This is a genomic window from Polynucleobacter parvulilacunae (genome assembly GCF_018881715.1).
GTDB lineage: Bacteria > Pseudomonadota > Gammaproteobacteria > Burkholderiales > Burkholderiaceae > Polynucleobacter > Polynucleobacter parvulilacunae.
The window spans coordinates 218,353-243,427 of sequence record NZ_JACVPW010000013.1 but is presented as its reverse complement, the minus strand read 5'-3'; the positions used below and the strand labels follow the sequence as shown (position 1 = coordinate 243,427).

Annotated in this window: 24 protein-coding genes; 6 read left to right on the top strand and 18 right to left on the bottom strand. The window is 46.0% G+C overall.

Features of this window, described 5'->3' with window-relative positions; translation table 11 throughout:
• Nucleotides 1–15: 15 nt before the first annotated feature.
• Complete coding sequence (serB, locus tag ICN18_RS09645; protein WP_216190285.1) at nucleotides 16–906, top strand: phosphoserine phosphatase SerB; 891 nt, start codon at nucleotides 16–18, stop codon at nucleotides 904–906.
• Nucleotides 907–949: 43 nt separating this feature from the next.
• On the opposite strand, the gene ICN18_RS09640 is transcribed toward serB, so the two are convergent.
• The 7 genes from ICN18_RS09640 to ICN18_RS09610 all read right to left on the bottom strand — a co-directional run bounded on the left by ICN18_RS09640 (nucleotide 950) and on the right by ICN18_RS09610 (nucleotide 8,594).
• The gene (locus ICN18_RS09640) at nucleotides 950–2,134 is read right to left on the bottom strand and encodes an acetyl-CoA C-acyltransferase family protein (RefSeq protein WP_216190284.1); all 1,185 of its coding nucleotides are present in this window, start codon (nucleotides 2,132–2,134) and stop codon (nucleotides 950–952) included.
• Nucleotides 2,135–2,226: 92 nt separating this feature from the next.
• Entirely contained in the window at nucleotides 2,227–3,585 is a 1,359-nt protein-coding gene (gene rimO / locus ICN18_RS09635) for a 30S ribosomal protein S12 methylthiotransferase RimO (protein WP_216190282.1), read from the bottom strand.
• Between the two features lie 2 nt (nucleotides 3,586–3,587).
• Nucleotides 3,588–4,148, bottom strand: a complete 561-nt coding sequence (gene phaR, locus ICN18_RS09630; protein WP_216190281.1) for a polyhydroxyalkanoate synthesis repressor PhaR — start codon at nucleotides 4,146–4,148, stop codon at nucleotides 3,588–3,590.
• A 118-nt stretch (nucleotides 4,149–4,266) separates the two neighbouring features.
• Nucleotides 4,267–5,007 (bottom strand): 3-ketoacyl-ACP reductase, encoded by a 741-nt coding sequence (locus ICN18_RS09625; RefSeq protein WP_215360233.1) that lies wholly within the window; start codon nucleotides 5,005–5,007, stop codon nucleotides 4,267–4,269.
• A 32-nt stretch (nucleotides 5,008–5,039) separates the two neighbouring features.
• On the bottom strand, nucleotides 5,040–6,674 hold the full coding sequence (gene phaC / locus ICN18_RS09620; RefSeq protein ID WP_216190279.1) for a class I poly(R)-hydroxyalkanoic acid synthase: 1,635 nt from the start codon (nucleotides 6,672–6,674) through the stop codon (nucleotides 5,040–5,042).
• Nucleotides 6,675–6,789: 115 nt separating this feature from the next.
• Complete coding sequence (gene pgeF / locus ICN18_RS09615; RefSeq protein WP_216190278.1) at nucleotides 6,790–7,557, bottom strand: peptidoglycan editing factor PgeF; 768 nt, start codon at nucleotides 7,555–7,557, stop codon at nucleotides 6,790–6,792.
• Complete coding sequence (locus tag ICN18_RS09610) at nucleotides 7,554–8,594, bottom strand: RluA family pseudouridine synthase (RefSeq protein ID WP_369411889.1); 1,041 nt, start codon at nucleotides 8,592–8,594, stop codon at nucleotides 7,554–7,556. The genes pgeF and ICN18_RS09610 overlap by 4 nt, the downstream gene beginning before the upstream one ends.
• 20 nt (nucleotides 8,595–8,614) lie before the next feature.
• Here ICN18_RS09610 and ICN18_RS09605 point away from each other — a divergent pair, with 20 nt between their 5' ends.
• On the top strand, nucleotides 8,615–9,502 hold the full coding sequence (locus tag ICN18_RS09605) for an outer membrane protein assembly factor BamD (protein WP_216190277.1): 888 nt from the start codon (nucleotides 8,615–8,617) through the stop codon (nucleotides 9,500–9,502).
• Between the two features lie 91 nt (nucleotides 9,503–9,593).
• Here the strand turns inward: ICN18_RS09605 and alr are convergent, their stop codons facing one another.
• Nucleotides 9,594–10,691 (bottom strand): alanine racemase, encoded by a 1,098-nt coding sequence (alr, locus tag ICN18_RS09600; protein ID WP_216190487.1) that lies wholly within the window; start codon nucleotides 10,689–10,691, stop codon nucleotides 9,594–9,596.
• Between the two features lie 74 nt (nucleotides 10,692–10,765).
• Here alr and lplT point away from each other — a divergent pair, with 74 nt between their 5' ends.
• The gene (lplT, locus tag ICN18_RS09595) at nucleotides 10,766–12,085 is read left to right on the top strand and encodes a lysophospholipid transporter LplT (RefSeq protein ID WP_216190275.1); all 1,320 of its coding nucleotides are present in this window, start codon (nucleotides 10,766–10,768) and stop codon (nucleotides 12,083–12,085) included.
• Nucleotides 12,086–12,106: 21 nt separating this feature from the next.
• Here the strand turns inward: lplT and ICN18_RS09590 are convergent, their stop codons facing one another.
• The 8 genes from ICN18_RS09590 to scpA form a co-directional block, all read right to left on the bottom strand.
• Complete coding sequence (locus tag ICN18_RS09590) at nucleotides 12,107–12,631, bottom strand: uracil-DNA glycosylase family protein (protein WP_216190274.1); 525 nt, start codon at nucleotides 12,629–12,631, stop codon at nucleotides 12,107–12,109.
• A complete protein-coding gene (gene rimI / locus ICN18_RS09585) occupies nucleotides 12,628–13,158 on the bottom strand; it encodes a ribosomal protein S18-alanine N-acetyltransferase (RefSeq protein ID WP_216190272.1) in 531 nt (176 codons plus the stop codon). The genes ICN18_RS09590 and rimI overlap by 4 nt, the downstream gene beginning before the upstream one ends.
• Nucleotides 13,158–13,862, bottom strand: coding sequence for a tRNA (adenosine(37)-N6)-threonylcarbamoyltransferase complex dimerization subunit type 1 TsaB (gene tsaB / locus ICN18_RS09580; RefSeq protein WP_369411888.1), 705 nt, complete (start codon nucleotides 13,860–13,862; stop codon nucleotides 13,158–13,160). The genes rimI and tsaB overlap by 1 nt, the downstream gene beginning before the upstream one ends.
• Before the next feature lie 61 nt (nucleotides 13,863–13,923).
• Nucleotides 13,924–14,391 carry a VOC family protein gene (locus tag ICN18_RS09575; RefSeq protein ID WP_216190484.1) on the bottom strand — a complete coding sequence of 156 codons (468 nt, stop codon included), beginning with the start codon at nucleotides 14,389–14,391 and terminating at the stop codon, nucleotides 13,924–13,926.
• 25 nt (nucleotides 14,392–14,416) lie between these two features.
• Nucleotides 14,417–16,453, bottom strand: a complete 2,037-nt coding sequence (gene accC / locus ICN18_RS09570; protein ID WP_255532213.1) for an acetyl-CoA carboxylase biotin carboxylase subunit — start codon at nucleotides 16,451–16,453, stop codon at nucleotides 14,417–14,419.
• Nucleotides 16,454–16,468: 15 nt separating this feature from the next.
• Nucleotides 16,469–18,001 (bottom strand): acyl-CoA carboxylase subunit beta, encoded by a 1,533-nt coding sequence (locus tag ICN18_RS09565; RefSeq protein WP_216190270.1) that lies wholly within the window; start codon nucleotides 17,999–18,001, stop codon nucleotides 16,469–16,471.
• Between the two features lie 10 nt (nucleotides 18,002–18,011).
• Entirely contained in the window at nucleotides 18,012–19,037 is a 1,026-nt protein-coding gene (gene meaB / locus ICN18_RS09560; protein ID WP_216190269.1) for a methylmalonyl Co-A mutase-associated GTPase MeaB, read from the bottom strand.
• Nucleotides 19,038–19,058: 21 nt separating this feature from the next.
• Nucleotides 19,059–21,233 (bottom strand): methylmalonyl-CoA mutase, encoded by a 2,175-nt coding sequence (scpA, locus tag ICN18_RS09555; protein ID WP_216190268.1) that lies wholly within the window; start codon nucleotides 21,231–21,233, stop codon nucleotides 19,059–19,061.
• 95 nt (nucleotides 21,234–21,328) lie between these two features.
• Between scpA and ICN18_RS09550 the strand changes: the two genes are divergently transcribed.
• Nucleotides 21,329–21,967 carry a GntR family transcriptional regulator gene (locus tag ICN18_RS09550; RefSeq protein WP_216190267.1) on the top strand — a complete coding sequence of 213 codons (639 nt, stop codon included), beginning with the start codon at nucleotides 21,329–21,331 and terminating at the stop codon, nucleotides 21,965–21,967.
• 87 nt (nucleotides 21,968–22,054) lie between these two features.
• On the opposite strand, the gene ICN18_RS09545 is transcribed toward ICN18_RS09550, so the two are convergent.
• Together ICN18_RS09545 and ICN18_RS09540 are read right to left on the bottom strand one after the other, a co-directional pair.
• A complete protein-coding gene (locus ICN18_RS09545) occupies nucleotides 22,055–22,408 on the bottom strand; it encodes a c-type cytochrome (RefSeq protein ID WP_216190265.1) in 354 nt (117 codons plus the stop codon).
• Nucleotides 22,409–22,439: 31 nt separating this feature from the next.
• The gene (locus ICN18_RS09540) at nucleotides 22,440–22,805 is read right to left on the bottom strand and encodes a c-type cytochrome (protein WP_216190263.1); all 366 of its coding nucleotides are present in this window, start codon (nucleotides 22,803–22,805) and stop codon (nucleotides 22,440–22,442) included.
• 159 nt (nucleotides 22,806–22,964) lie between these two features.
• On the opposite strand from ICN18_RS09540, the gene ICN18_RS09535 reads away from it, so the two are divergent.
• Both ICN18_RS09535 and ICN18_RS09530 read left to right on the top strand, forming a co-directional pair.
• Entirely contained in the window at nucleotides 22,965–23,837 is an 873-nt protein-coding gene (locus tag ICN18_RS09535) for an AAA family ATPase (RefSeq protein ID WP_439650826.1), read from the top strand.
• A gap of 24 nt (nucleotides 23,838–23,861) precedes the next feature.
• Nucleotides 23,862–25,037 (top strand): vWA domain-containing protein, encoded by a 1,176-nt coding sequence (locus ICN18_RS09530; protein WP_216190262.1) that lies wholly within the window; start codon nucleotides 23,862–23,864, stop codon nucleotides 25,035–25,037.
• Nucleotides 25,038–25,075 lie beyond the last annotated feature (38 nt).

Below are 25,075 nucleotides of genomic sequence, written 5' to 3'. Positions count from 1 at the left end.
ATTTATTATTGATCTATGCCTAACCACCAAATTCTTGTAGCCATCTCTAGAGACCCTCTCTCAGAAAAAATGGTCTTTTCATTAAAAGATTGCGCGCTAAAGTTTGGTGTCTCCCTGCATTCCATAGGCGGCCAAACTAGCAATGGCAGCTATTTTGTGGAACGCTTTGAATCTAGCGCGCATCTAGATACTAGCCAACGCGAACAGCTGCGTACCATTACCGCAAACCATAATGCAGATCTATGCTTTTTAAGACCTGAACTTGTGGCGCAAGATATAAAAGTTTTAGCCATGGACATGGACTCAACACTCATCAATATTGAATGCATAGATGAGATTGCTGATTTCACGGGTAAAAAGTCGGCTGTAGCAGAAATTACTGAAGCTACTATGCGTGGCGAGATTAAAGACTTTAAAGAAAGCTTAATGAGACGCGTTGCATTGCTTGAAGGCGTCCATGCCGATGCACTTGAATCCGTTTATCGTGAGCGTTTGCGCCCCAATCCTGGCGCCGCCGAACTATTGGCCGGCGCTCATGAACGTGGTTTGTATACCTTACTAGTTTCTGGTGGCTTTACATTCTTTACAGAAAAGTTACGCCAGCAATTAGGGTTCAAACAAACTCAAGCAAATACTCTTGAAATTATTGATGGCAAGCTCACCGGCAAAGTGCTAGGTGATATCGTTGATGGCGCCGCTAAGGCAGCCCATTTAGATGAAGTTTGTGCCCGTCTCGACTGCACTAAAGCCAACGCTATCACGATGGGCGATGGTGCAAATGACTTGATCATGATGAATGGTTCAGGCATTAGCGTGGCATATCAAGCTAAGCCAGTTGTCAAAGAAAAAGCCGACGCGGCTTTTGACCGAGTCGGCTTAGATGCTGCTTTACTACTGATCTCTTAAGTCTTTACCCAAGAGATCAGGGTAATCATTTCTACAGAAGAGCTTATAAACGCTCAAAAATAGTGGCGATACCTTGACCACCACCAATACACATTGTTACCAATGCATATTTACCTTGAACGCGATGAAGTTCGTGAATCGCTTTAGTGGCAATCGCCGCACCAGAGCAACCAATTGGGTGACCTAATGCAATTGCGCCACCATTTACGTTTGTCTTGGCTGGATCTAAACCCAACCCTTTTGTCACTGCCAAAGCTTGAGCAGCAAAAGCTTCATTAGACTCAATGACATCGATTTGATCTAACTTTAGGCCAGCACGCTCTAGAGCAATCTTAGTAGCCGGGATTGGGCCCTCACCCATGATGTGGTTTGGCACACCAGCAACTGCATAAGAAACCAAACGAGCGATTGGCTTATGCCCAGCCTTTTTAGCCGTTTCGGCATCGGCCAATACAAAGAACGCAGCGCCATCATTAATACCAGAGGCATTACCTGCAGTAACAGAGCCGCCTTCTTTTTTGAACACGGCTTTCATCTTGCCAAGCGTTTCCATAGTGGTCTCTGGCTTGCAATGCTCATCAGTATCAAACACGATATCGCCCTTACGAGTTTTAATCGTAATAGGAACGATCTGAGACTTAAAGCGACCCTCTTTAATTGCATTAGCTGCACGGCGGTGTGACTCTACTGCCAATGCGTCCTGCTCTTCGCGTGTCAGCTTCCATTTCTCAACGAGGTTTTCAGCTGTAACGCCCATATGGCCAACGCCAAATGGATCAGTCAAAACCGCAACCATTAAGTCGAGCATCTTGGTATCGCCCATACGAGCACCACTACGCATTGCAGGTGAACCATACATACCGCGTGACATTACTTCAACACCGCCACCAACGCCGTAATCACAATCACCCAACATAATTTGCTGTGCAGTCGTCACAATCGCTTGTAGGCCAGAGCTACAGAGGCGGTTCAATGCCATCGCAACGGATTCCATTGGCAAGCCAGCCTGAATAGATGCAACACGTGCAACATACGCATAACGACTATCTGTAGGAATTGTGTTTCCAACTGTCACATAATTGATCAACGCTGGATCAACACCTGAGCGAGCAACTGCCTCTTTCATCACAATGCCGCCGAGCTCAGAAGGCTCAAAGCTGCTGAGGGAACCATTAAAGGTGCCAATTGCGGAACGAACTGCACTTAAGACAACGACATCACGACTCATATCAATCCCCTTTGCTAAGCCTAATTATTAGGCTGACTTTGTACTAAATTAGTACTTAATAAGTAATTCAACCATCAGTTTTATTGCATTCGTCAAGTTTCGGCTATTAGGTCATGCCCTTGGGAGCTAACAACAGTCGCTCTGATGATTTCTCCAGCACGGTAGCGCTTAGAAGGCTTGCTAGGCGGCAAAACCCTCACCAAACCATCAATTTCAGGGGCATCACCAATGCTTCTGCCAATTCCACCCTGGTCATCCACCCGGTCAATGATGACCTGAATACGTTTGCCTAATTTTTTAGCAAGTCGCTTAATGGAGATATCTTCAGCCTTAGCCATAAATCTGGCGCGGCGTTCTTCACGAATTTCGTCTGGCACTGGGTTATCCAATTGATTGGCAGTGGCGCCTTCCACTGGTGAATAGGCAAAACAACCAGCCCTATCAATTTGAGCCTCATCCAGGAAATTGAGTAGGTATTCAAACTCTTCCTCAGTCTCACCAGGAAATCCAGCAATAAAGGTGCTGCGAATCACCAAGCCTGGGCATGCTTCACGCCATGCCAGAATCCGCTCTAAATTCTTTTCTCCGCTAGCAGGACGTTTCATACGTTTGAGTACATCTGGATGGGCATGCTGTAGCGGAATATCTAAATACGGCAATACACCATAGCCGTGTTCGGAGAACTCCGCCATCAAAGGCAAAACATCATCGACGTGTGGATATGGATAAACATAATGCAATCGCACCCAAGCTTGATGCTCTCTAGCAATTTGATTTAAAGCATTCACCAAATCAAACATTTTGGTTTTCACTGGCTTGCCATCCCAAAATCCAGTGCGATATTGAATATCAACGCCATAAGCACTGGTGTCTTGCGATACAACCAAGAGCTCTTTAACACCTGACTCAAATAAACGCTTTGCCTCAAGCAGTACTTCGCCGATTGGACGCGAAACTAAATCACCACGTAAATTCGGGATGATGCAAAAAGTACAGCGATGATTACAGCCTTCGCTAATTTTGAGATAGGCGTAATGTTTTGGTGTGAGCTTTACACCAGCAGGTGGCACTAAATCCGTGAAAGGATCGTGCGGCTTAGGCAGGTGCAAATGAATTGCTTGCATCACCTCATCAGTGGCGTGCGGCCCTGTTACAGCAAGGACTTTAGGGTGAATGCTAGAAATAAGATCGCTGCCATCGGCATTTTTTCTGGCGCCCAAACAACCGGTCACAATCACTTTACCGTTTTCAGCCAAGGCCTCACCAATAGCGGAGAGACTCTCCTCAACTGCTGAATCAATGAAGCCGCAGGTATTCACAACAACCAAATCTGCGCCCGAATAATCTTTAGCAGTCTCGTAACCTTCAGCACTCAGTTGCGTCAGGATAAGTTCAGAATCTACTAGCGCCTTAGGGCATCCCAAGGAAACAAATCCAATTTTCCCGGCCACAACTATTCTTTTTCAGTTTTGTTGGGCTGAGGAGAAAACGGGAAGTTTCCAAAAATATTTTGTGAGTCCTGAACCTGCTCTTGCATCTTAATGAAGAGATCTTTGCTCTGCTCCATGTAGTTGCCCATCAGGCCTTGCATAAGTGGATTTTGCAAGTTCATCATTTGCGACCAGGCTTCTGGCGTGCTGCCTGCACCAAGTCCTTTGGTTTGATCGCCAAGCTTGTTGTGAATGTCCACAAAGGACTGCATAGTTTTTTCGAGATAATTTCCCATCAAACCTTGCATGGAGTTTCCATAGAAGCGAATGATTTGAGAAAGCATTTGAGTTGAGAATACTGGTGCACCACCAGCCTCTTCTTCAAGAATAATTTGCAGCAAAATGTTGCGTGTTAAATCTTCTTCAGTTTTAGCATCTACCACTTTGAAGACTTCATTGCCCATGACCAAGCTCTTGATGTCCGACAGCGTGACATACGCACTAGTTTGAGTGTCGTAGAGACGACGATTGGGGTACTTCTTGATGAGCCGATCTTCGCCAGCTCGTTTAGCGCGGGTTACCATTTTTTTCCTTACTCTTTACTGCATCGCAACATCAGCGTAGTTTAGCCCCAGTTTGACCAAAAGGTAAATACGCTGTGTTGCGTACTACAAGAACTGCAATAATTGCTGCAGCGCAATATTAACCAGTGTGAATGCCACCGTTTAATGAAAAGTCTGCACCAGTGGCATAGCCACCATCGTCAGAGGCGATCCAGCAACAAATAGAGGCGATCTCTTCAGGCGTACCCAAGCGTTTAACTGGAATACCAGAAACAATCTTTTCCAGTACATCTTCACGAATAGCCTTAACCATGTCAGTGCCAATGTAGCCAGGAGAGACAGTATTCACAGTCACACCCTTTGTAGCCACCTCTTGTGCCAAAGCCATCGTAAAGCCATGTAAACCTGCCTTAGCAGTGGAATAGTTAGCCTGCCCAAATTGACCCTTCTGACCATTCACAGATGAGATGTTGATAATGCGGCCCCAGTTATTCTCAACCATGCCATCAATGACTTGCTTGGTTACGTTAAATAGGGAATTCAGGTTGGTATCGATAACCGCTTTCCAGGCATCTGGAGTCATTTTGCGGAACACGCTGTCACGAGTAATGCCGGCGTTGTTAACCAATACGTCAACACGACCTACTTCAGCCTTTACTTTTTCAAAGGCGGCAACAGTACTATCCCAGTCAGAAACGTTGCCCTCAGAGGCGATAAAGTCGTAGCCGAGCGCTTTCTGCTCGCCAATCCAACGATCTTTGCGCGGAGAATTCGGGCCACAGCCAGCAATCACCTTAAAGCCGTCTTTAGCAAGACGTTGACAGATAGCGGTACCAATACCACCCATACCACCAGTTACATATGCGACTTTTTGAGACATTAATTTCCCCTTTTAAAAACCTTCGTTAATTGTTACTTGAGTTCCGGTGTTACTTTTTCTTTTACATACACACCCGGCGCTGCTTCCATTTTTTTGTACTTTGTATTTCCAAAAGTAGCACTTGCCGCCCTCTTCTCTCCACCAAATTGCTCAAGCCACTTGGTGTAGTCAGGCCACCAGCTACCGGGGATTTGTTTTGCACCTTCTAACCACTCTTGGGCTGTAGGAGCAATCTTGTTATTTTCAAAGTAGTAGCGTTTATTTTTAGCGGGCGGATTAATTACTCCCGCAATGTGTCCTGATGCTCCTAGAACAAAACGGTTTTTACCTTTCAAGATATGAGTTGACTCGTATGCTGACTGCCAGGGAACAATGTGGTCCTCCTGTGATGCGTAAAGATACGCAGGACATGTAATTTTTCCGAGATCAATCTTCTCGCCACAAATTTTGACTTTGCCAGGCTTCACTAAGTCATTTTGCAAATAGGTATGACGCAAATACCAGCAGTACATTGCACCAGGTAGATTGGTAGAGTCGCCATTCCAATAAAGCAAATCAAATGGTGGCGGAGAATTACCCTTAAGATAATTCTCAACAACATAGTTCCACACGAGATCATTTGGGCGCAAGAACGAGAAGGTATTGCCCAAATCTAAGCCTGACATCATGCCGTATTTACCACCCTTGCCACCGATGCTGTTCTCGCGCATCTCGACCATGTCTTCATCAATAAAAACATCCAAAATGCCAGTGTTCGTAAAATCCAATAAGGTCGTAAATAGCGTCAAGCTAGCAGCCGGATGCTCATCTCGAGCAGCTAACACAGCTAATGCAGAGGTCGTTAAGGTGCCGCCAACACAGAAGCCCAAGATATTAATTTGCTTGGTATCACCAATCTCTTTAACTACTTCGATTGCTTTGATGACGCCCTTGCCGACGTAATCATCCCAACTGACTTCGGCCATCGATGCGTCTGGATTTTTCCAGGACACCAAAAAAACGGTGTGGCCTTGACTCACCATGTGGCGCACTACGGAGTTATCGGGCTGCAAATCCAGAATGTAATACTTATTGATGCAGGGAGGCACCATCAAATAGGGGCGCTCAAATACTTGCTCAGTTAATGGCGTGTATTGAATCAGCTCAAACAACTCATTACGAAAAACTACATGCCCTTCTGTAGTGGCAATATTTTTACCAACTTCAAAAGCAGACTCATCCGTTTGCGAGACCTTGCCTTTTTTCATATCCCCCAATAAGTTCACAATTCCTTTTTGAATGGATTGCCCTTGGGAGCTAATAATGCTTTCTAAGACCTCTGGATTTGTAGCTATAAAGTTTGATGGTGAAAGCGCATCAATCATTTGCTCAGTAGTAAACAGAATTTTTTGCTTTTGCTTTTCATCTGTATCCACTGCATTGGCTAATGCCATTAAATGTTTGGAATTCAGTAAATAAGTGGCAGCAATAACCTTACTCCAAGAGGAATGCCATGCTTTGCCTGCAAAGCGACGATCTTTAACCTCGATCGCTTCAGGATTGGTAGCAATGTGCGCTAATTCAGTGAAATATTCTTTTTGAATTTCAGATAAGCGCTCGGGCGGAATTAGCGCCATATGGTGCGGTGCCAAAGATGGCGTTGCACCGGTATTCATGCCTGCAAACATAGTAGTCTCTTCAATTAGTTAGAGACATTCTCCGCCCTTAAGCACTAGAGAGTTATACGCAAATACCCTAGCCCAAAGGATAGGCTAGTAGTTACCCTCATAAGCATTGCTAAAACTATTTTGAAATCCAGATTGCTGAGGCGAATCTACCTGTTCTGCCGTCACGACGATAAGAAAAAAATTGCTCTTTATCTCTAACGGTACAAAATTCCCCGCCAGAAATGATTTCCATACCGCAAGCTTCCAGCCGCCCTCTTGCCAACTGGTAAATATTTGCCAGGAATTTTCCAGGTCTACTTGGAATTGCTTTGAATGAACCCACAGGGACAGGGAAATTAGAATTGGAATTGGCAAAAGCCAACACTACATCTTCACCAACTTCAAATTCTTCAGGACCAATTGCTGGCCCTAACCATGCCATCAATCTTGCTGGATTTTTATCTTCCGAAAGATTTAAGAGCTCGGTAATCGTATTTTCAAGCACTCCTGCACAAAGCCCCCTCCATCCTGCATGAGCAGCACCTACAGCAGTGCCCCTGGAGTTCGTAAAAAGAACGGGGAGACAGTCAGCTGTCATGATGACCAAGACCTCATGAGGAATATTGGTGACCGAGGCATCTGCTGAAATTTCCCCGCCCCCGGTAGACAGTCTGCTGTGGGGAGTGCTCACGACAGTGCTGTGCGTTTGCTTTAGCCACAAGGGCTCAGTAGGCAACTCCTTGGCAAAGATAGCCCTGTTTGCCAAAACATCTTTAGCCCGGTCACCCACATGATCCCCAAGGTTAAGGCTATCGAAAGGCTGCTGACTAACGCCACCCTTGCGAACGCTCACCAGAGTTTTAACCGACTTAGGAGCTGGCCATTGCGGGACTATAAAACTCATGCTCTTGATTCATTTTCAATTGACGCCAACACCACGGCCTCTTTGGGTAGCACCTCTTCATTCATTCCCAATTGTGGCAATAGATCTAATAAATCTTGTGGCGGAAGGCGAAACCAAGTCATCAATTCGTTCTTCACCGGATGCTGAAGACTCAGCGCGAAGGCGTGCAAAGCCTGTCGATTAAATGCGAGGTTTTTAGAGGCTCCAGGCACCTTTTTGCGATATACCGGATCACCTACCAGCGGAAAACCAAGAGACTCCAGATGAACCCGAATTTGATGGGTGCGCCCAGTCTCCAGGCGGCACTCCAATAGAACTACAGCAGACTCTCCAACAAAACCTTTGGCTAGGCGGCGAAATAAAGTGGCTGCAGGCTTACCTTGAGGGCTGCCGGCAGCCATCTTGAGGCGATCTCGTTGATCGCGACCCACGGAAGCCAATACCTTGCCTTGACTTGGTGCATCACCCCATACACACGCAAGGTAGCGGCGCCCCACTGTTCGGTCTTGCAGTTGGCGCACTAAAGAGGTTTGGGCCTGTGATGTTCTAGCAACTACCATGAGGCCAGAGGTGTCCTTATCGAGCCGGTGCACAATCCCAGCCCTTGGGAGAAGCTTGAGCTCTGGATAGCGAAATAAGAGCCCATTTAATAGCGTTCCCGACCAATTACCGGCCGCAGGATGAACCACAAGACCGGGGGGCTTATTGACCACAATGACGGCCTCATCCTCATAAACCACATCCAAAGGGATATCTTCAGGACTAAAGGCGAATTGTTCGGGCATTTCTTGAGGAAATACCTTGATACTCTCGCCCCCATGGAGTAAATATCGGGCTTTAGTGACCTTTCCATCAACCATGACGGCACCAGCCTCAACCCAAGCTTTTAGGCGATTACGCGAATAATCAGGCAAAGACCCTGCCAGCACCTTATCCAAGCGCTCACCAGCCATCTCCATAGGGATATCTAAGGAGATGAAATCCTCATCATCGATATAATCAATGGGATTCGATTCAGGAGTTTGCGGCAATGCCACGCTTAGAGAGCCTTTCAGTTATGTCCGACGTAATATCAGACGCCAGTTTAAGGCTTGCTGGGAATTCATCCCCACAAAAAAAGCGCTTTCATTTATTTAGCGGGTCAATCGCCCTGCTGATTGCCCTCTTTTTCGCGGCAATAGTTTTAGGTGGATGCGCTGGTAGCGAGGGCTCTAAAGATGACACCGATATTTGGTCTGAGGCAAAACTCTATTCAGAAGCAACTGACAAACTCAATGATGCTGACTTTGCTAAGTGCGGAAAATACTTTGAGAAATTAGAGGCGCGCTTTCCATTTGGTCCATATTCACAACAAGCTCAAATTAACGCAGCCTATTGCTACTGGAAAGCCCAAGAGCAAACGCAAGCACTGGTTGCTATTGATCGCTTTATTAAATTGCATCAAGGAAGCCCTAGCTTAGATTACGCCTACTATTTAAAAGGTCTCATTACATTTAATGATGACTTGGGTTGGCTGGGTAAATTCACGGGCCAAGATCTCAGTGAGCGCGATCCAAAAGCAGCCAAAGAAGCATTTGAATCTTTCAAAGTAGTTGTCGAGCGTTTCCCGAACAGCAAATATGCACCTGACGCCTTGGATCGCATGCGCTACATCGTGAACTCTCTTGCAGAGGCAGATGTCATCGTTGCTCGCTTTTACTATCAACGTGGCGCCTACTTGGCTGCAGCCAATCGCGCTCAATTAGTGATTCGTGACTATGACCGCGCACCTGCTGTTGAGGAAGCGCTTTACATTCTTACCAAGTCGTATGAAAAGTTGGGCATGGTTCAACTCAGCAATGACTCAGCACGCGTCTTTAAATTAAACTTCCCAGACAGTCAAATGATGACTACAGGCCAGCGTGTTCAGAAGGAACGCAGATGGTGGCAGTTCTGGAATAAGTAAGCTGCCTCGATCTTCTCCTAGCAACTTACCAACCAATAAAAATCCTCCAACTCGGAGGATTTTTTATTTCCTGCTTTGTTATTTCAGTAGTTTATTTAATGGCGACAGGAACCCTTGGGGCTACAGCGCATAGCAACTCATAGCCAATCGTATCGCTCATTTGAGCAACATCATCTACAGCCACCTTATCGCCCCACAGTTGCACAACGCTACCGATGTTTGCATTTGGAACCTTGCGCAAATCAATTGCCAACATATCCATCGAAACCCTTCCTACTAGCGGACAAATAACTCCTTGATCACCTGTGCCGTTAGCAACCCACACGGGGGTGCCATCTTTTGCATGGCGCGGATAACCGTCTGCATATCCACAAGCAACGATACCGACTCGCATTGCACTCGGAGCCTCGTATCTGCCGCCATATCCAATTCGGTCGCCCTTTTGAAGGTCTTGAATATCAATAATTTCGCTATGCAGTTGCATCACCGCCTGAAGATTGGCATGCTCGATGTCGACATGCTGACCAGTTGGAGATGCGCCATACAACATGATGCCGGGACGAACCCAATCACCCAAAGCGTTACGATGCCACAAGATAGCGGCAGAGTTAGCCAAAGAGGTAGCGCCTTCTAGACCCACAATAGTTTCATTAAATAATTCTTGTTGAGCACCAACTGAAGGTAATTGATCCACTTGGTCGGCATTAGCAAAGTGCGTCATGTGATGCATGTGATAACCAGCCGCATGTAAACGATGAAAGCCAATCCGATAGGCTTCGGGCCTAAATCCAAGGCGGTTCATGCCGGTATTCATCTTCAGAAAGACATTAAAAGGTTTGTGGTTTTTACCCTTAAATCTTTCCAACCATTCAACCTGCGCATCACAGTGAACTACCAGATCACACTCCAAATCTTCCGCTAGGGTTAGCTCATTTTCATGAAAGAACCCCTCCAAAAGAAGAATGCGGCCTTTCCAGCCATGCTCCCGCAACCAGGACGCGTCTTGTATATCCAATAAGGCAAAGCCATCCGTTGAGGCCAAACCCTTAAGGGCAGCATCAAAACAATGGCCATAGGCACGGGCTTTGATCACAGCCCAAATCTTGGACTCTGGCGCCAACTCCCGAACTCGGTTTAAATTATGCTGAAAGGCGGCAGTATGAATAGAGGCCAAAATTGGTCTATTAATCAGGCCGTTAGCAGATTCACCCATATTTACCCCTCCTTTCATGTTTTAATTGTATTAATGACTAGATTGTACGAATGAACCGTAGCTTTTACATCATTATGGCGGCGCAATTTTTTTCGTCGCTTGCTGATAATGCTCTCCTAATTGCAGCTATTGCCCTCCTGGCCCAGCTTCACGCTCCGGCCTGGATGACGCCTTTGCTTAAATTGTTCTTTGTATTGTCCTATGTTCTCTTGGCAGCCTTTGTGGGAGCCTTTGCGGACTCCAGGCCTAAGGGCAATGTCATGTTCATCACAAACACCATTAAGTTCATTGGATGTGTAGCAATGCTAGTTGGCAGCCACCCGCTGATGTCTTATGCGATTGTTGGTTTGGGCGCTGCAGCCTACTCGCCTGCTAAGTACGGAATTTTGACTGAACTACTCCCCCCTGAAAAATTAGTAGCCGCCAATGGCTGGATCGAAGGCCTAACGGTAAGTTCGATCATTTTAGGAACAGTTTTAGGGGGCGTTCTGATCAGCAGCACCGTTTCTGAAAGTCTTTTAGCCTTGGATATACCGAGTATTAATACGGGCATCGATACGCCAGCGGAGTCAGCCATTCTGATCATCATGATGATTTATGTGGTTGCAGCACTGATTAACTTAAAGATTCCCGATACCGGCGCAAGGTACGTTTCACAAAAAACCAATCCAATTGAATTGGTTAAAGACTTTGCCATCTGCTTTAAGACACTTTGGAATGATCGCCTAGGGCAAATTTCCTTAGCGGTTACCACTTTATTCTGGGGCGCAGGCGCTACCCTGCAATTTATTGTGATCAAGTGGGCGCAAGTTGCACTCCACATGAACCTGTCACAAGGGGCAATTCTGCAGGCAATTTCCGCTGTTGGCGTTGCAGGCGGCGCCGTCTATGCGGCTTGGCGAATTCCGCTACGCAAGTCCTTAAACGTCTTGCCTTACGGCATTGCTATGGGCTTGGTTGTCTGTGTCATGGCAGTCTACAACTCAGATATGCTGCCCAATACCAGTATTTTTTCGATTGGCAAGCTTCAAGTTTCCCTCAATTTATTACCAGCTTATTTCTTATTGATATTGGTGGGATGGTTAGCTGGATACTTTGTAGTGCCAATGAACGCATTGCTTCAACATCGTGGCCATGTCTTGATGTCTGCAGGTCACTCTATTGCCGTACAGAACTTCAATGAAAATATTTCTGTACTAGTAATGCTGTTGATTTACTCACTACTGATTTGGTTAGATTTACCGGTCCAGTTTGTGATCATTGGCTTTGGCGTAACAGTAAGCATCATTATGTGGCTCGTTATTAAGCGCCATGCCAGAAATCAAGCGGAGTATGACTCCATGCATCTCATTGGCGAACACAAGCACTAGGCCTGATTTCTGAGACTCTGATCAGCTGTTTTGCAATACAGATTTAGCAAGCAATAAATCTTGCCACAAAAGAGCCTTGTCTTTTGGCTTGGTGAGTACTTGATTTAACTCAAAAGAAGCAATCACTGGAATCTCTTCCTCGTTCCCCGTGTTGAGTGCTAACACTGTCTCACGCAACTGAGACAAAGGATCTCGCTCACCAGTTATTTTCTGAGCAACGGGTCCGCCAAATGCTACCGCAACCACTGGTGTTTCTGGGCTTGATAGCTGGCTCAAGTTAACCGAAGCATTTTTCCAAGACCATTCATTTTTAGCCAACCCTAATGCGCGAATGATATTTTGAAATAGGATTTGTGCATCACCCTGAGGCTCGATGCCAAAAAACCACCAAGTGCCGTATGAGATGCGCTGTGCAGAAGTGTCGTCTAAGTCTGTGGCAGGAGCACTTACTGCAACTGTTGCCTCTGGTATGACCTGTGCGGCATCACGCGAGGTCCACTCGGTAATGCCCATTTCTTTTAAGTAGGCTGAATGCGTGCTTGTCATGGCTCTAGCTTAATCGATTTGGCCATTACGAGCGCATCTTCACGAGAACCACTCTCAGGACTTGCTGGATAGTAATTCTTGCGCACGCCAATCTGCTCATAGCCTAATTTTTGATAGAGCGCCAAGGCTGCGGTGTTGGTTGGCCTTACTTCCAATATGATGCGTGGCATTTTTTGCTGTGCGGCGACGCCATCAATAGCAGCCATCATTCTTTTACCCAGGCCAAGCTTACGAAGATGAGGTGAAACCGTAATGTTCAGAAGGTGTAATTCGTCTACCGCAGGAAATAAGATGCAATAAGCCCACAGTACATCCGGATCTAAATAAGAGCCCTTAATTACCTGATCGACTTGCGGACGAATGCAATAAGCCCAATGCCCAGCCGCTAGAGAATCTGAAAAGTTTCCCTTAGTCCATGGATGAATATGTGAGACCGACTCAATCTTGAGAACTTCATCTAAATCTGCTGGCTGCATCGGCAAGAAGGAAAGCTCTGCCTCACCCCCAGAAATTGATTGATCAGACATTACTTAAATGCCTCTACACGCTCAGCAGTAGTTAGCGCCACTTTATTGCGTACGTATAAAGGCTCAAGCTGCCTAACATCTTGCCGCATACCTTCTGTAAATAAACAACTTGCGCAGCCCATAACACCTATTGCAGATATCGCAATCTCCGCATCTAAGCCGCCATTAAAGTTTGGCAGGCGTTCACGATATGGGCTAATAGCGCTACCAGCCAAGTAATCAATGCCCTCAAGCGCTATATCCTCAGGTTTCGTGAGATGTATGTCACCCATACGCATTGGCAGCAGATCGAGCTGAGCCTCGTATCGAGCCCAATAGACCTCATCCATGCGCGCATCAATAGCAATCACAAAATGTTTTGCATTAGTCTTTTGAAATGCAGGCGATTTAATAAGTTGTGATGCAATGGCATCCAAGCTAATTACAGAGATCACGGGCAGATTCTTCGAAATCGCCAGACCTTGTACAGCCGCAACACCCAACCTCACCCCAGTAAATGCACCAGGACCAATTCCGACAGCAATAGCATCTAGATCTTTTAAATTGATCTTGGCATTACCTAGCAGTGACTCAATCCAAGGCAATAGGAGTTGGCTAGCGCCAGCTGAGACCGCTTCGTGTCTCAGCTCTGGTGTTTGATCAGTTAAAGATAAAGCCACCGAACACCAGGCTGATGAGGTGTCGATGGCTAATATGTTTGCCACATGAAGCCTTATTTGCTTATTTAGTTACTAATTCAATTAATTGATAAATCAATAAAGCAAATTATGAACTTAATCCTGCAATGACTTCAGGAGGCGCCTGAACCAGCTCAATCAGGACCCCTTCACCGCTGATGGGGAATTCATCATTTCCCTTGGGATGAACAAAGGTGATGTCATAGCCTGCCGCCCCTTTGCGGATGCCGCCTGGAGCAAAGCGAAGGCCGTTCGCGGTGAGCCATTCAACCGCCATAGGCAAATCATCCACCCATAAACCAATATGATTTAAAGGCGTTTGGTGTACAGCAGGTTTCTTTTCGATATCAAATGGCTGCATGAGATCGACTTCAATCTCATGAGCACCTGATCCAATTGCACAAATATCCTCATCCACGTTCTCACGCTCAGAGACAAAAGTGCTTTTGTATTCAAAGCCAAGCATATCGACCCACAACTTCTTGAGTCGATCCTTGCTCTCGCCGCCGATAGCGATTTGCTGAATACCTAAAATTTTGAATGGCTTAGCGCTCATAGTCATAGATGCCGTATTGATTACATTACTCAAAACGAATGATCAATTGATCAACCGCCAAACTTTCGCCCTCTTTAGCGCAGATTTCAGCAACTACGCCATCCTGCATTGCAGAGAGCGTGTTTTCCATTTTCATTGCTTCAATCGAGGCTAATTTCTGACCAGCAGTTACCGCTTCACCCACCTTGACGGCAATCTTTGTCAACAGTCCGGGCATTGGCGACATGACCAGTTTAGAGGTATCAGGCGGCAACTTCACTGGCATGCGGCGTTGCAGCTCTGCACCCAGTGGGCTCAAAACCATGCACTCGTAATGCACTCCATCAAGGATCAGTGCATACCTCACGCCACGACGCTCAACTTGTGCCGTGATCTTATGGGTACCATTAATGGTGGCGTTCAGGCAAATTTGTCCTGGACGCCAGTCACTGACGATGTCATAACGGCTTACTCCGTCTGCATCATCAATATAGACTGAATAAATGCCATCCTTGAGTTCAACGCGAATAGGCACTTCGATAGGATCATCCATAGATCCGGCTTTTTTACCGGTAACTACAACAAACTTTTTGCCGATGATCATTTCATGGCCAGCCAATTGACCATCAATCATTTGAATATGCTGAAGGTAGCGATAGCGCATAAATGCGGCTAAAGCAGCAAGACGCTTAGGGTCAGCCGGTTGAACGGAATCCTTTTTAAAACCCTCTGGATACTCCTCTGCAATAAAGCCAGTTGTAAAGTCGCCATTTACAAAGCGTGGGTGCTGCAATAAGGCAGCCTGAAACGGAATATTGGAGTGAATGCCGCGAATCACGAAATCATTCAATGCGGCACGCATCTTTTCAATGACTTCGGTACGATCTTTGCCGTGAACAATTAACTTGGCAATCATTGAGTCGTAGTACATCGGGATCTCACCGCCCTCATACACACCAGTATCCACACGCACACCGTTAATAGACTCTGGTGGACGATATTTAACAAGACGGCCTGTAGACGGCAGGAAATTGCGGAACGGGTCATCTGCGTTAATACGGCACTCCATCGACCAACCATCGAGCTTTACATCCTCCTGATTGAATGTCAGCTTTTCACCCGCAGCAACACGAATCATCTGCTCAACTAAATCCAGGCCGGTAATACTTTCCGTTACAGGATGCTCTACCTGCAAACGGGTATTCATTTCCAGGAAGTAGAAAGACTTATCCTTACCAACTACAAACTCAACCGTACCAGCAGACTGATAATTCACTGCTTTAGCCAACGCTACCGCTTGTTCACCCATCGCCTTGCGAGTTGCAGGATCGATAAATGGGGACGGAGCTTCTTCGATCACCTTTTGGTGACGACGCTGAATGGAGCAATCACGTTCGTTTAGGTAAACTACGTTGCCATGAGAATCACCCAATACCTGAATCTCAATATGGCGCGGACCTTCCACAAACTTCTCAATAAAGATGCGGTCATCGCCAAAGCTATTCATCGCTTCAGTTTTACAAGCAGCAAAACCTTCTGCAGCTTCTTTGTCATTAAAGGCAACGCGCAGACCTTTACCGCCACCGCCAGCAGATGCTTTGATCATGACTGGATAGCCAATACCTTGAGCAATCTTTACTGCCTCTTCGGTAGTATCAATCGCCTCGTTGTAACCAGGAATGGTATTAACCTTGGCTTCTAAAGCAAGTTTCTTGGAGGCAATCTTGTCGCCCATTGCAGCAATGGATTGGTGTTTTGGGCCAATAAAGACAATACCCTCTTCTTCGCAGCGCTTAGCAAACTGCTCGTTCTCAGACAGGAAGCCGTAACCTGGGTGTACTGCTTCAGCGCCGGTATCTTTACAAGCCTGGATGATGCGATCCATGACCAAGTAGGATTCACGTGAAGGTGCTGGCCCAATACAAACCGCTTCATCAGCCAACTGCACGTGACGCGCCTCTTTATCCGCTTCAGAATAAACGGCAACAGTCTTGATGCCCATCTTTTGAGCAGTCATCATTACACGGCAAGCAATCTCGCCGCGGTTAGCAATCAAAATTTTCTTAAACATTTTCGTAGTCATCATTTGTCAGCGCCTTTACAGAGGAATATTGCCGTGTTTACGCGCAGGATTCTTCAAGTCTTTATCTTTGAGCATCGCAAGGGAGCGAGCGATACGTTTGCGGGTTTCATGAGGCAAGATAACGTCATCAATATAGCCACGACGGCCAGCCACAAATGGGTTGGCAAACTTAGACTTGTATTCAGCTTCACGTGCAGCAATTTTTTCTGGATCCGATTTCTCTTCGCGGAAAATAATTTCTACAGCACCTTTAGGCCCCATTACTGCAATCTCTGCTGATGGCCATGCAAAATTCACGTCGCCACGCAAATGCTTAGAAGCCATCACGTCATAGGCGCCGCCGTATGCTTTACGAGTAATCAAAGTAACCTTAGGTACAGTGCAATCTGCATAGGCATAAAGTAATTTCGCACCATGCTTAATGATGCCGCCATACTCTTGAGCAGTACCCGGCATGAATCCTGGAACGTCAACCAGTGTGACTACAGGGATATTGAAGGCATCACAGAAGCGCACAAAACGCGCCGCTTTAATGGAAGCCTTGATATCCAAACAACCAGCCAGAATTAATGGCTGATTGGCAACAATACCAATCGAGCGTCCTTCAATACGGGCAAAACCAATAACAATGTTTTTTGCGTAATCTGGCTGCAATTCAAAGAACTCACCGTCATCAACAATCTTCTCAATCAACTCTTTCATATCGTAAGGTTGATTAGGATTAGATGGTACCAATGTATCCAAGGAAAAATCTGGCTCCTCTGTACGATTAGCACCTTTGATCAAAGGTGGCTTTTCACGATTAGAAAGTGGCAAGTAGTTAAAGAAGCGACGCAACATCATGATGGCGTCAACATCATTATCAAATGCCAAATCACAAACGCCAGATACTGTGGAGTGCGTTACAGCGCCACCCAATTCTTCCGCGGTGACATCTTCATGGGTAACCGTCTTGACCACTTCCGGGCCAGTAACGAACATGTAAGAACTGTCTTTGACCATGAAGATGAAATCGGTCAATGCTGGTGAATAAACCGCACCACCGGCAGATGGCCCCATGATCAAGGAGATCTGTGGGATCACACCAGATGCCGTAACATTGCGCTGGAAAATTTCAGCATAGCCACCAAGTGAAGCAACGCCCTCTTGAATACGCGCGCCGCCAGAGTCATTCAAACCAATTACTGGAGCGCCAACTTTAAGTGCTTGATCCATGATCTTGCAAATCTTTTCAGCATGCGCTTCTGATAAAGATCCGCCCAATACCGTGAAGTCCTGTGAGAATACAAAAACCAAGCGGCCATTAATCATTCCGTAACCAGTAACCACGCCATCGCCAGGAACTGTTTGATCGCCCATGCCAAAGTCATGACAACGGTGCTCTACGAACATATCCCATTCTTCGAATGTGCCAGCATCTAGCAAGAGCTCAATACGCTCACGGGCCGTTAATTTGCCCTTCGAATGCTGAGCCTGAATACGCTTTTGCCCACCACCCAGTCGGGCCAGCTCACGTTTGGCTTCCAGTTGTTGAATGATTTCCTTCATTTCCCGCTCCTTAGAAAAATTCATGCCCCATGGTTTCCAGTAGACGTCTTGCTGCTACTGAAGCTGCCATAGTTCCTTGGTTTACCTGTGCAATCAAACTTGGTAGAAGTTCTTGCACTGCCACATTGCTACGAAATGCATTTTTTAATCCTGCATCGATGCGATCCCACATCCATGCGCCTGCTTGTTGTTTGCGACGAGAATCAAATTTGCCGTTTGCCTTCTGAAGCTTTTCAAAATGGGAGACTTTGTCCCACAGCTCCGGCACACCCTTACCCTCCAATGCGCTCAGGGTCATGACTTGTGGATGCCAAAACTCTTTATCGTGTGATGCATGGTCAGGATTGCCCTGAAAACCTAATAGTCGCAATGAGCTAGTGATAAAAAGCTGTGCGCGCATGGCGGCATCTGGGTCGATATCCACTTTATTAATCACAATTAAATCAGCAATTTCCATCACGCCTTTTTTAATTGCCTGCAGGTCGTCACCAGCATTCGGCAATTGCAATAGCAGGAACATATCGGTCATACCAGAAACGGCAATTTCACTTTGACCAACGCCGACCGTTTCAACAATAATGATGTCAAAACCCGCTGCCTCAGCCACCAGCATGGCTTCGCGGGTTTTTTCAGCAACACCACCCAGAGTTAATGAGGAAGGGCTTGGACGAATGAAGGCATTCTCTAAAACCGATAAACGCTCCATGCGGGTTTTATCACCCAGAATCGAGCCACCAGACAAACTGGATGTTGGATCAATCGCCAAGACCGCAACACGATGACCTTTTTCAATGAGGTAAAGACCCAAAGATTCAATGAGAGTTGATTTGCCTACGCCAGGAACACCAGAGATACCAAGCCGAAATGATTTACCTGTTTTAGGCAACAAAGTATTGAGCACGTCATCAGCGCGATGACGGTGGTCCAAGCGAGTTGATTCCAGCAAAGTAATGATCTTCGCCAATGCGCGACGCTGTTTAAGCGATGGCGCACCAGTAAGATCATTTACTAGAGCCTGATCAGCAGCTTCGAGCATGCCTATGATCCGTAATCCGAATTAAACGGGTTTAACTGACTTACGAATCTGCTCAAGCACATCCTTAGCCGAAGCTGGAATCGGCGTGCCTGGGCCGTAAATTCCCTTTACACCTGCTTCGTAAAGGAATTCATAGTCCTGTCTTGGGATAACGCCACCAACGAACACGATGATGTCATCAGAACCCTGCTTCTTCAATTCAGCAATGATGGCTGGTACCAAAGTTTTGTGGCCGGCAGCTAAGGTGGAGACGCCTAAAGCATGCACATCGTTTTCAATCGCTTGACGAGCACACTCTTCAGGAGTTTGGAACAACGGTCCGATATCCACGTCAAAGCCTAAATCGGCATAAGCAGTAGCGACTACTTTGGCACCACGATCATGCCCATCTTGACCAAGTTTGGCAATCATGACGCGCGGGCGACGACCGAAGTCTTTTGCAAAATCAGCAATTTCTGTTTGGAGTTTTGCCCAGCCTTCGGCTGAGTCATAAGCAGCTGCATACACACCGGTCACCTTTTGAGTATCGGCGCGATGGCGCCCGTAAACCTTTTCTAGCGCATCAGAAACTTCGCCAACAGTTGCACGTAAACGAATTGCATTTACTGATAATTCCAAAAGATTTCCAGAGTTATCTTCAGCAGCCTTAGTCAATGCTTCTAATGCAGCCTGTACTTTTTGAGTATCGCGTTTTGCCTTGATATCTTTAAGAAGAGCTACCTGACCTTCGCGAACCTTATCGTTATCAATCATCAATACATCAACTAGATCTTCTTTTCCTAGCTTGTATTTATTAACACCAACGATTACATCAGAACCAGAGTCAATCTTGGCTTGCTTTTCAGCGGCAGCAGCTTCAATTTTGAGCTTGGCCCAACCACTTTCAACCGCCTTAGTCATACCACCCATGGCTTCAACCTCTTGGATGATTTCCCAAGCTTTATCAGCCATCTCTTGAGTTAGGTTTTCCATCATGTAGGAACCTGCCCATGGATCGATCACACTTGGAATATGGGTTTCTTCTTGGAGAATCAACTGGGTATTACGTGCAATGCGGCTTGAGAACTCTGAAGGTAAAGCAATCGCCTCATCCAATGAATTGGTATGCAATGACTGAGTGCCGCCAAATACCGCTGCCATAGCTTCAACCGTTGTTCTTACAACGTTGTTATAGGGATCCTGCTCTGTCAAAGACCAACCGGAGGTTTGACAATGAGTACGCAACATCAGAGATTTTGGGTTCTTTGGCTCAAAGGACTTCATAATGCGCCACCACAGCAAACGTGCAGCACGCAACTTGGCAACTTCAAGATAGAAGTTCATGCCAATAGCAAAGAAGAAAGATAGGCGACCAGCAAAGCCGTCTACATCTAAGCCCTTAGCAAGCGCTGTTTTTACATACTCTTTACCGTCAGCTAATGTGAATGCCAATTCCAATACTTGGTTAGCACCAGCCTCTTGCATGTGATAACCCGAAATAGAAATCGAGTTGAACTTCGGCATGTGCTTAGCGGTGTACTCAATAATGTCGCCAATAATGCGCATTGAAGGCTCTGGCGGGTAAATATAGGTATTGCGCACCATGAACTCTTTCAGAATGTCATTCTGAATCGTTCCCGATAACTGCTCCTGCTTAACGCCTTGCTCTTCGCCAGCAACAATATAGCCAGCTAGCACCGGCAATACAGCTCCGTTCATGGTCATTGAAACAGATACCTTATCTAACGGGATACCGTCAAACAAGATCTTCATATCTTCCACAGAATCAATTGCAACGCCTGCCTTACCAACGTCACCAGTAACGCGTGGATGATCTGAGTCGTAACCGCGATGGGTTGCTAAGTCAAAGGCAACGGAGACGCCTTGACCACCAGCATCAAGCGCTTTGCGATAAAACGCATTGGATTCTTCAGCAGTTGAAAAACCAGCGTATTGACGAATCGTCCAAGGACGAACTGAGTACATCGTTGCTTGCGGTCCACGAACAAATGGTTCAAACCCTGGCAAGGTATCGGTGTAATTAAGGCCCTCAACATCTGATGATGTGTACAAAGCCTTTAAGTGAATTCCATCTGGCGTTTTCCAACCCAAGGAATCAACATCACCATTGGGTGCAGATTTTTGCGCTGACTTTTTCCAAGCCTCAACATTTACTTCAGGAAATGATGGCCATGATTTGTTTTCTTTAGAACTCACAAAAACTCCCAGTTAATTTTTGCTGCATTGCATCGAATATCCTTACATTCTGCTTGACTATTTCTTATTTGTCTAGCTATCATGTATTCATAATTATGAATACAAAACTGAATAATAGACCTCTATATGAAGACGTTGCTGACCGCCTGCGAGAGCAGATCTTTAGCAAGCAATTAGCCCCTGGAAGCTGGTTGGACGAGCAATCCCTAGCTGACCAATTGGGCATCAGCCGTACGCCTATGCGCGAAGCAATCAAAGTATTGGCATCTGAAGGCCTGGTAACCATCAAAATGCGACGTGGTGCATACGTAACTGAAGTAGCCAGGAAGGATCTAGAGCAAATCTTCACCATTCTCTCGCTTTTAGAGGGCCAAGCCGCCAAAGAGACTGCCACCAAAGCTACTGAAGCAGAGCTAAATATGCTGGATCATCTGCACCATAGGTTGGAAAAAGCCGCCGCAGATCGTGATTTAGAGCAATTTTTTGAAATAAATGGCAAATTTCATGAATTAATCCAAGAAATCGCAGGAAATAAATGGATGAATGGTGTCATTTCAGACCTACGTAAAGTGCTAAAACTGCACCGCAGAGACTCATTAACCAGCACCGGCAGACTGCAAAACTCACTAGTTGAGCATCGAGAAATACTCAGATCGCTTTTAAAGCGTGATGAACAGGCGGCTGAGTTGGCTATGCGAAAACACCTTGCCAGAGGTCTTGAGGCACTTCGCTAGATAAAGCTAGATAAAATAAGCTTTAAAAAATAAAGGCTTAGAAGATTATTCTAAGCCTTTTGTATAAGCAGCCTAAGCTAGAAATGCTTACTTCTTGATAACAAAGTTTCCTGGCAAGCTAGATACATAAGCAGCGATATCATGCAAATCAGCATCAGTAAAGTTTTGAACTTGAGAACCCATGATTGCATTGTTACGACCAAACTTAGCGTTACCGTTACCAACCTTGTATGCCTTAAGGGCGTAATAAACGTAGTCACTGTACTGACCAGCCAACTTTGGATAAGCAGGAAGAATTGGGGCATTTAAACCGGCGCCATGACAGGAAGCGCAATTTGCCTTCTCTACCAAAGCCTGGCCTTTATCTACGCTAGCAGCATTTGCTACGCCAACTAAACCAATGCTTGAGAACAAAACTGCAGTAATTAGTGCGAATTTCATAAAAGTATCTCTATGTATCTTTATCAATGAATCACTTCAATGGGTTGTTAGGTGAGCTGGCAGTTTGCGCAGCATAGTATTCGCCAATATCAGCCATATCTTGGTCAGACAAGCTGGCAGCGATAGAACGCATTGTTGGATGCTTTCTTTCGCCCTTTTTGTAAGCAGCTAATGCGCTTGCAATGTAGGCACCATTTTGGCCACCCAACATAGGCACTTTATATACCAAAGGGTAATCAGCACGGTAGTCAGGAATCGAGTGGCAACCAACACAAAGCCATACCTTGGCATTGCCAGCAGCAGCATTGCCTTTAACTTCATCAGCCTGAGCAACGGAACCAGCAAAAACTAAAGTTGCGGCAACGGCCAAATAAGAAAGAATTGAGAGTTTTTTCATAGAAATCATTATTAATGAGTTTGATTTAGATCAATTTGGGAAGAGTATAGCGGACAGACGCCCTTCTCGCCATTTCAGAGGCCAAAATCAGTAGAAACACTGAAAATTTCGGCCCATTTACCTATACTGCAATGCTTAACCAGGCACTTTTTAGGCAACATGATGAGCAAACCCACCACTTCCCCCCAAAACCGCTTTGACGGCAGCCAAAGCTATGTAGCTACAGATGATCTTAAATTAGCAGTTAATGCGGCAATCGCATTGCAGCGCCCCCTTCTTATTAAGGGCGAGCCTGGCACTGGGAAGACCATGCTCGCCGAAGAAGTTGCTGCCGCACTCAAGATGCCTTTACTACAGTGGCACATTAAATCCACCACCAAAGCCCAGCAAGGTCTTTATGAGTACGACGCAGTTAGTCGCCTGCGTGATTCGCAGTTGGGTGATGAAAAAGTAAAAGATATTCGAAACTACATTGTTAAGGGAGTTCTTTGGCAGGCTTTTGAAGCTGATGAACCAACAGTCTTATTAATTGATGAAATTGATAAAGCGGATATTGAATTCCCGAATGACTTGTTGCGTGAAATTGATCGCATGGAGTTTTATGTCTACGAAACGCGCGAGCTGATTAAGGCGAAGCACCGCCCCCTAGTCATCATCACCTCCAATAATGAAAAAGAGTTACCGGATGCTTTCTTGCGTCGCTGCTTCTTCCACTACATCACCTTCCCAGATGCCAAGACCATGCAAAGCATCGTCGACGTCCATCATCCCAATATCAAGCAGGATCTTCTGGATGCAGCGCTCAAGTCCTTTTATCAAATACGCTCATTACCTGGACTAAAGAAGAAACCGAGCACATCGGAACTCATTGATTGGCTCAAGCTCCTATTGGCAGAAGATATTCCGCCTGAGGCACTCCACAGCAGCGATGAAAAGATCGTAGTGCCACCCTTACATGGAGCCTTGCTAAAAAACGAACAAGATATTCATTTATTTGAGCGCTTAGTCATGATGAACCGAAATCATCGCTAAGACTAAATAGCTGCAAGACTTTTTATGCTGATTCAATTCTTCCTAAATCTGAAAGAAGCCAAGGTGCCTGTTTCGGTGCGAGAGTTTTTGACTCTCTTGGAGGGCCTGAAATCAGGAGTCATTAGCCCATCGATCGATGAGTTTTATCAACTCTCTCGCATGACTTTAGTGAAAGACGAGCAACACTTTGATCGCTTTGATCAAGTGTTTGGCGCTTACTTCAACGGCATCGAACAAATCATTGCGCTCTCACCAAATATTCCACTGGACTGGCTTGAGAAAAAACTTCAACGCGTACTGACGGATGAAGAAAAAGCAGCCCTACAAAAATTAGGTGGGCCAGAGGCTTTAAAGCAGCGGCTTGAAGAACTCTTAAAAGAGCAAAAAGAATGGCATGGTGGCGGTAATAAGTGGATTGGTGCCGGTGGCTCCTCTCCATTTGGTCATAGCGGCTATCACCCTGAGGGCATTCGAATTGGCGGCGAGAGTGCTGGCAATCGAACTGCTATCAAAGTTTGGGAGGCGCGAGAATTTAAAGACTACGACAGCGATCTAGCCTTAGGGACTCGTAATATTAAAGTGGCGTTACGTCGATTGCGCCGCTTTGCACGCGAGGGATCGACGCTTGAACTGGATTTAGATAAAACAATCCACTCAACTGCCGCCAATGCAGGCATGCTCGATATTCAAATGCGGCCCGAACGCCACAATCAAGTGAAAGTATTGCTCTTGATGGATGTTGGCGGATCAATGGACGATCATATTCAACGCATTGCAGAGCTATTCACTGCCGCCAAAGCAGAGTTCAAGCATTTAGAGCATTACTATTTTCATAACTGCGTCTATGAAAATCTTTGGCAAAGTAATCGCCGCCGGCGGGATCAAACCACACCTACGCAAGACATCATTAACAAATATGGGCCAGATTACAAATTAATTTTTGTTGGTGATGCCACGATGTCTCCCTATGAAATCCTCAGCCCCAATGGCTCAGTGGAGTACAACAACAAAGAAGCTGGTGCAGTTTGGATTAATCGCCTTATCGATCACTTCCCCCATTTTGCATGGCTTAATCCTGAACCGGAATCGATTTGGCAATATCGTCAATCGATTGACATCATGCAAAACCTCATGAAAGATCGAATGTACCCAGTTACCTTAAACGGCCTTGAGAGTGCCATGCGGCAACTTTCCAAGTAAGATTTCGTTATTCAAATTTACCCAGCAACTTTACTAAG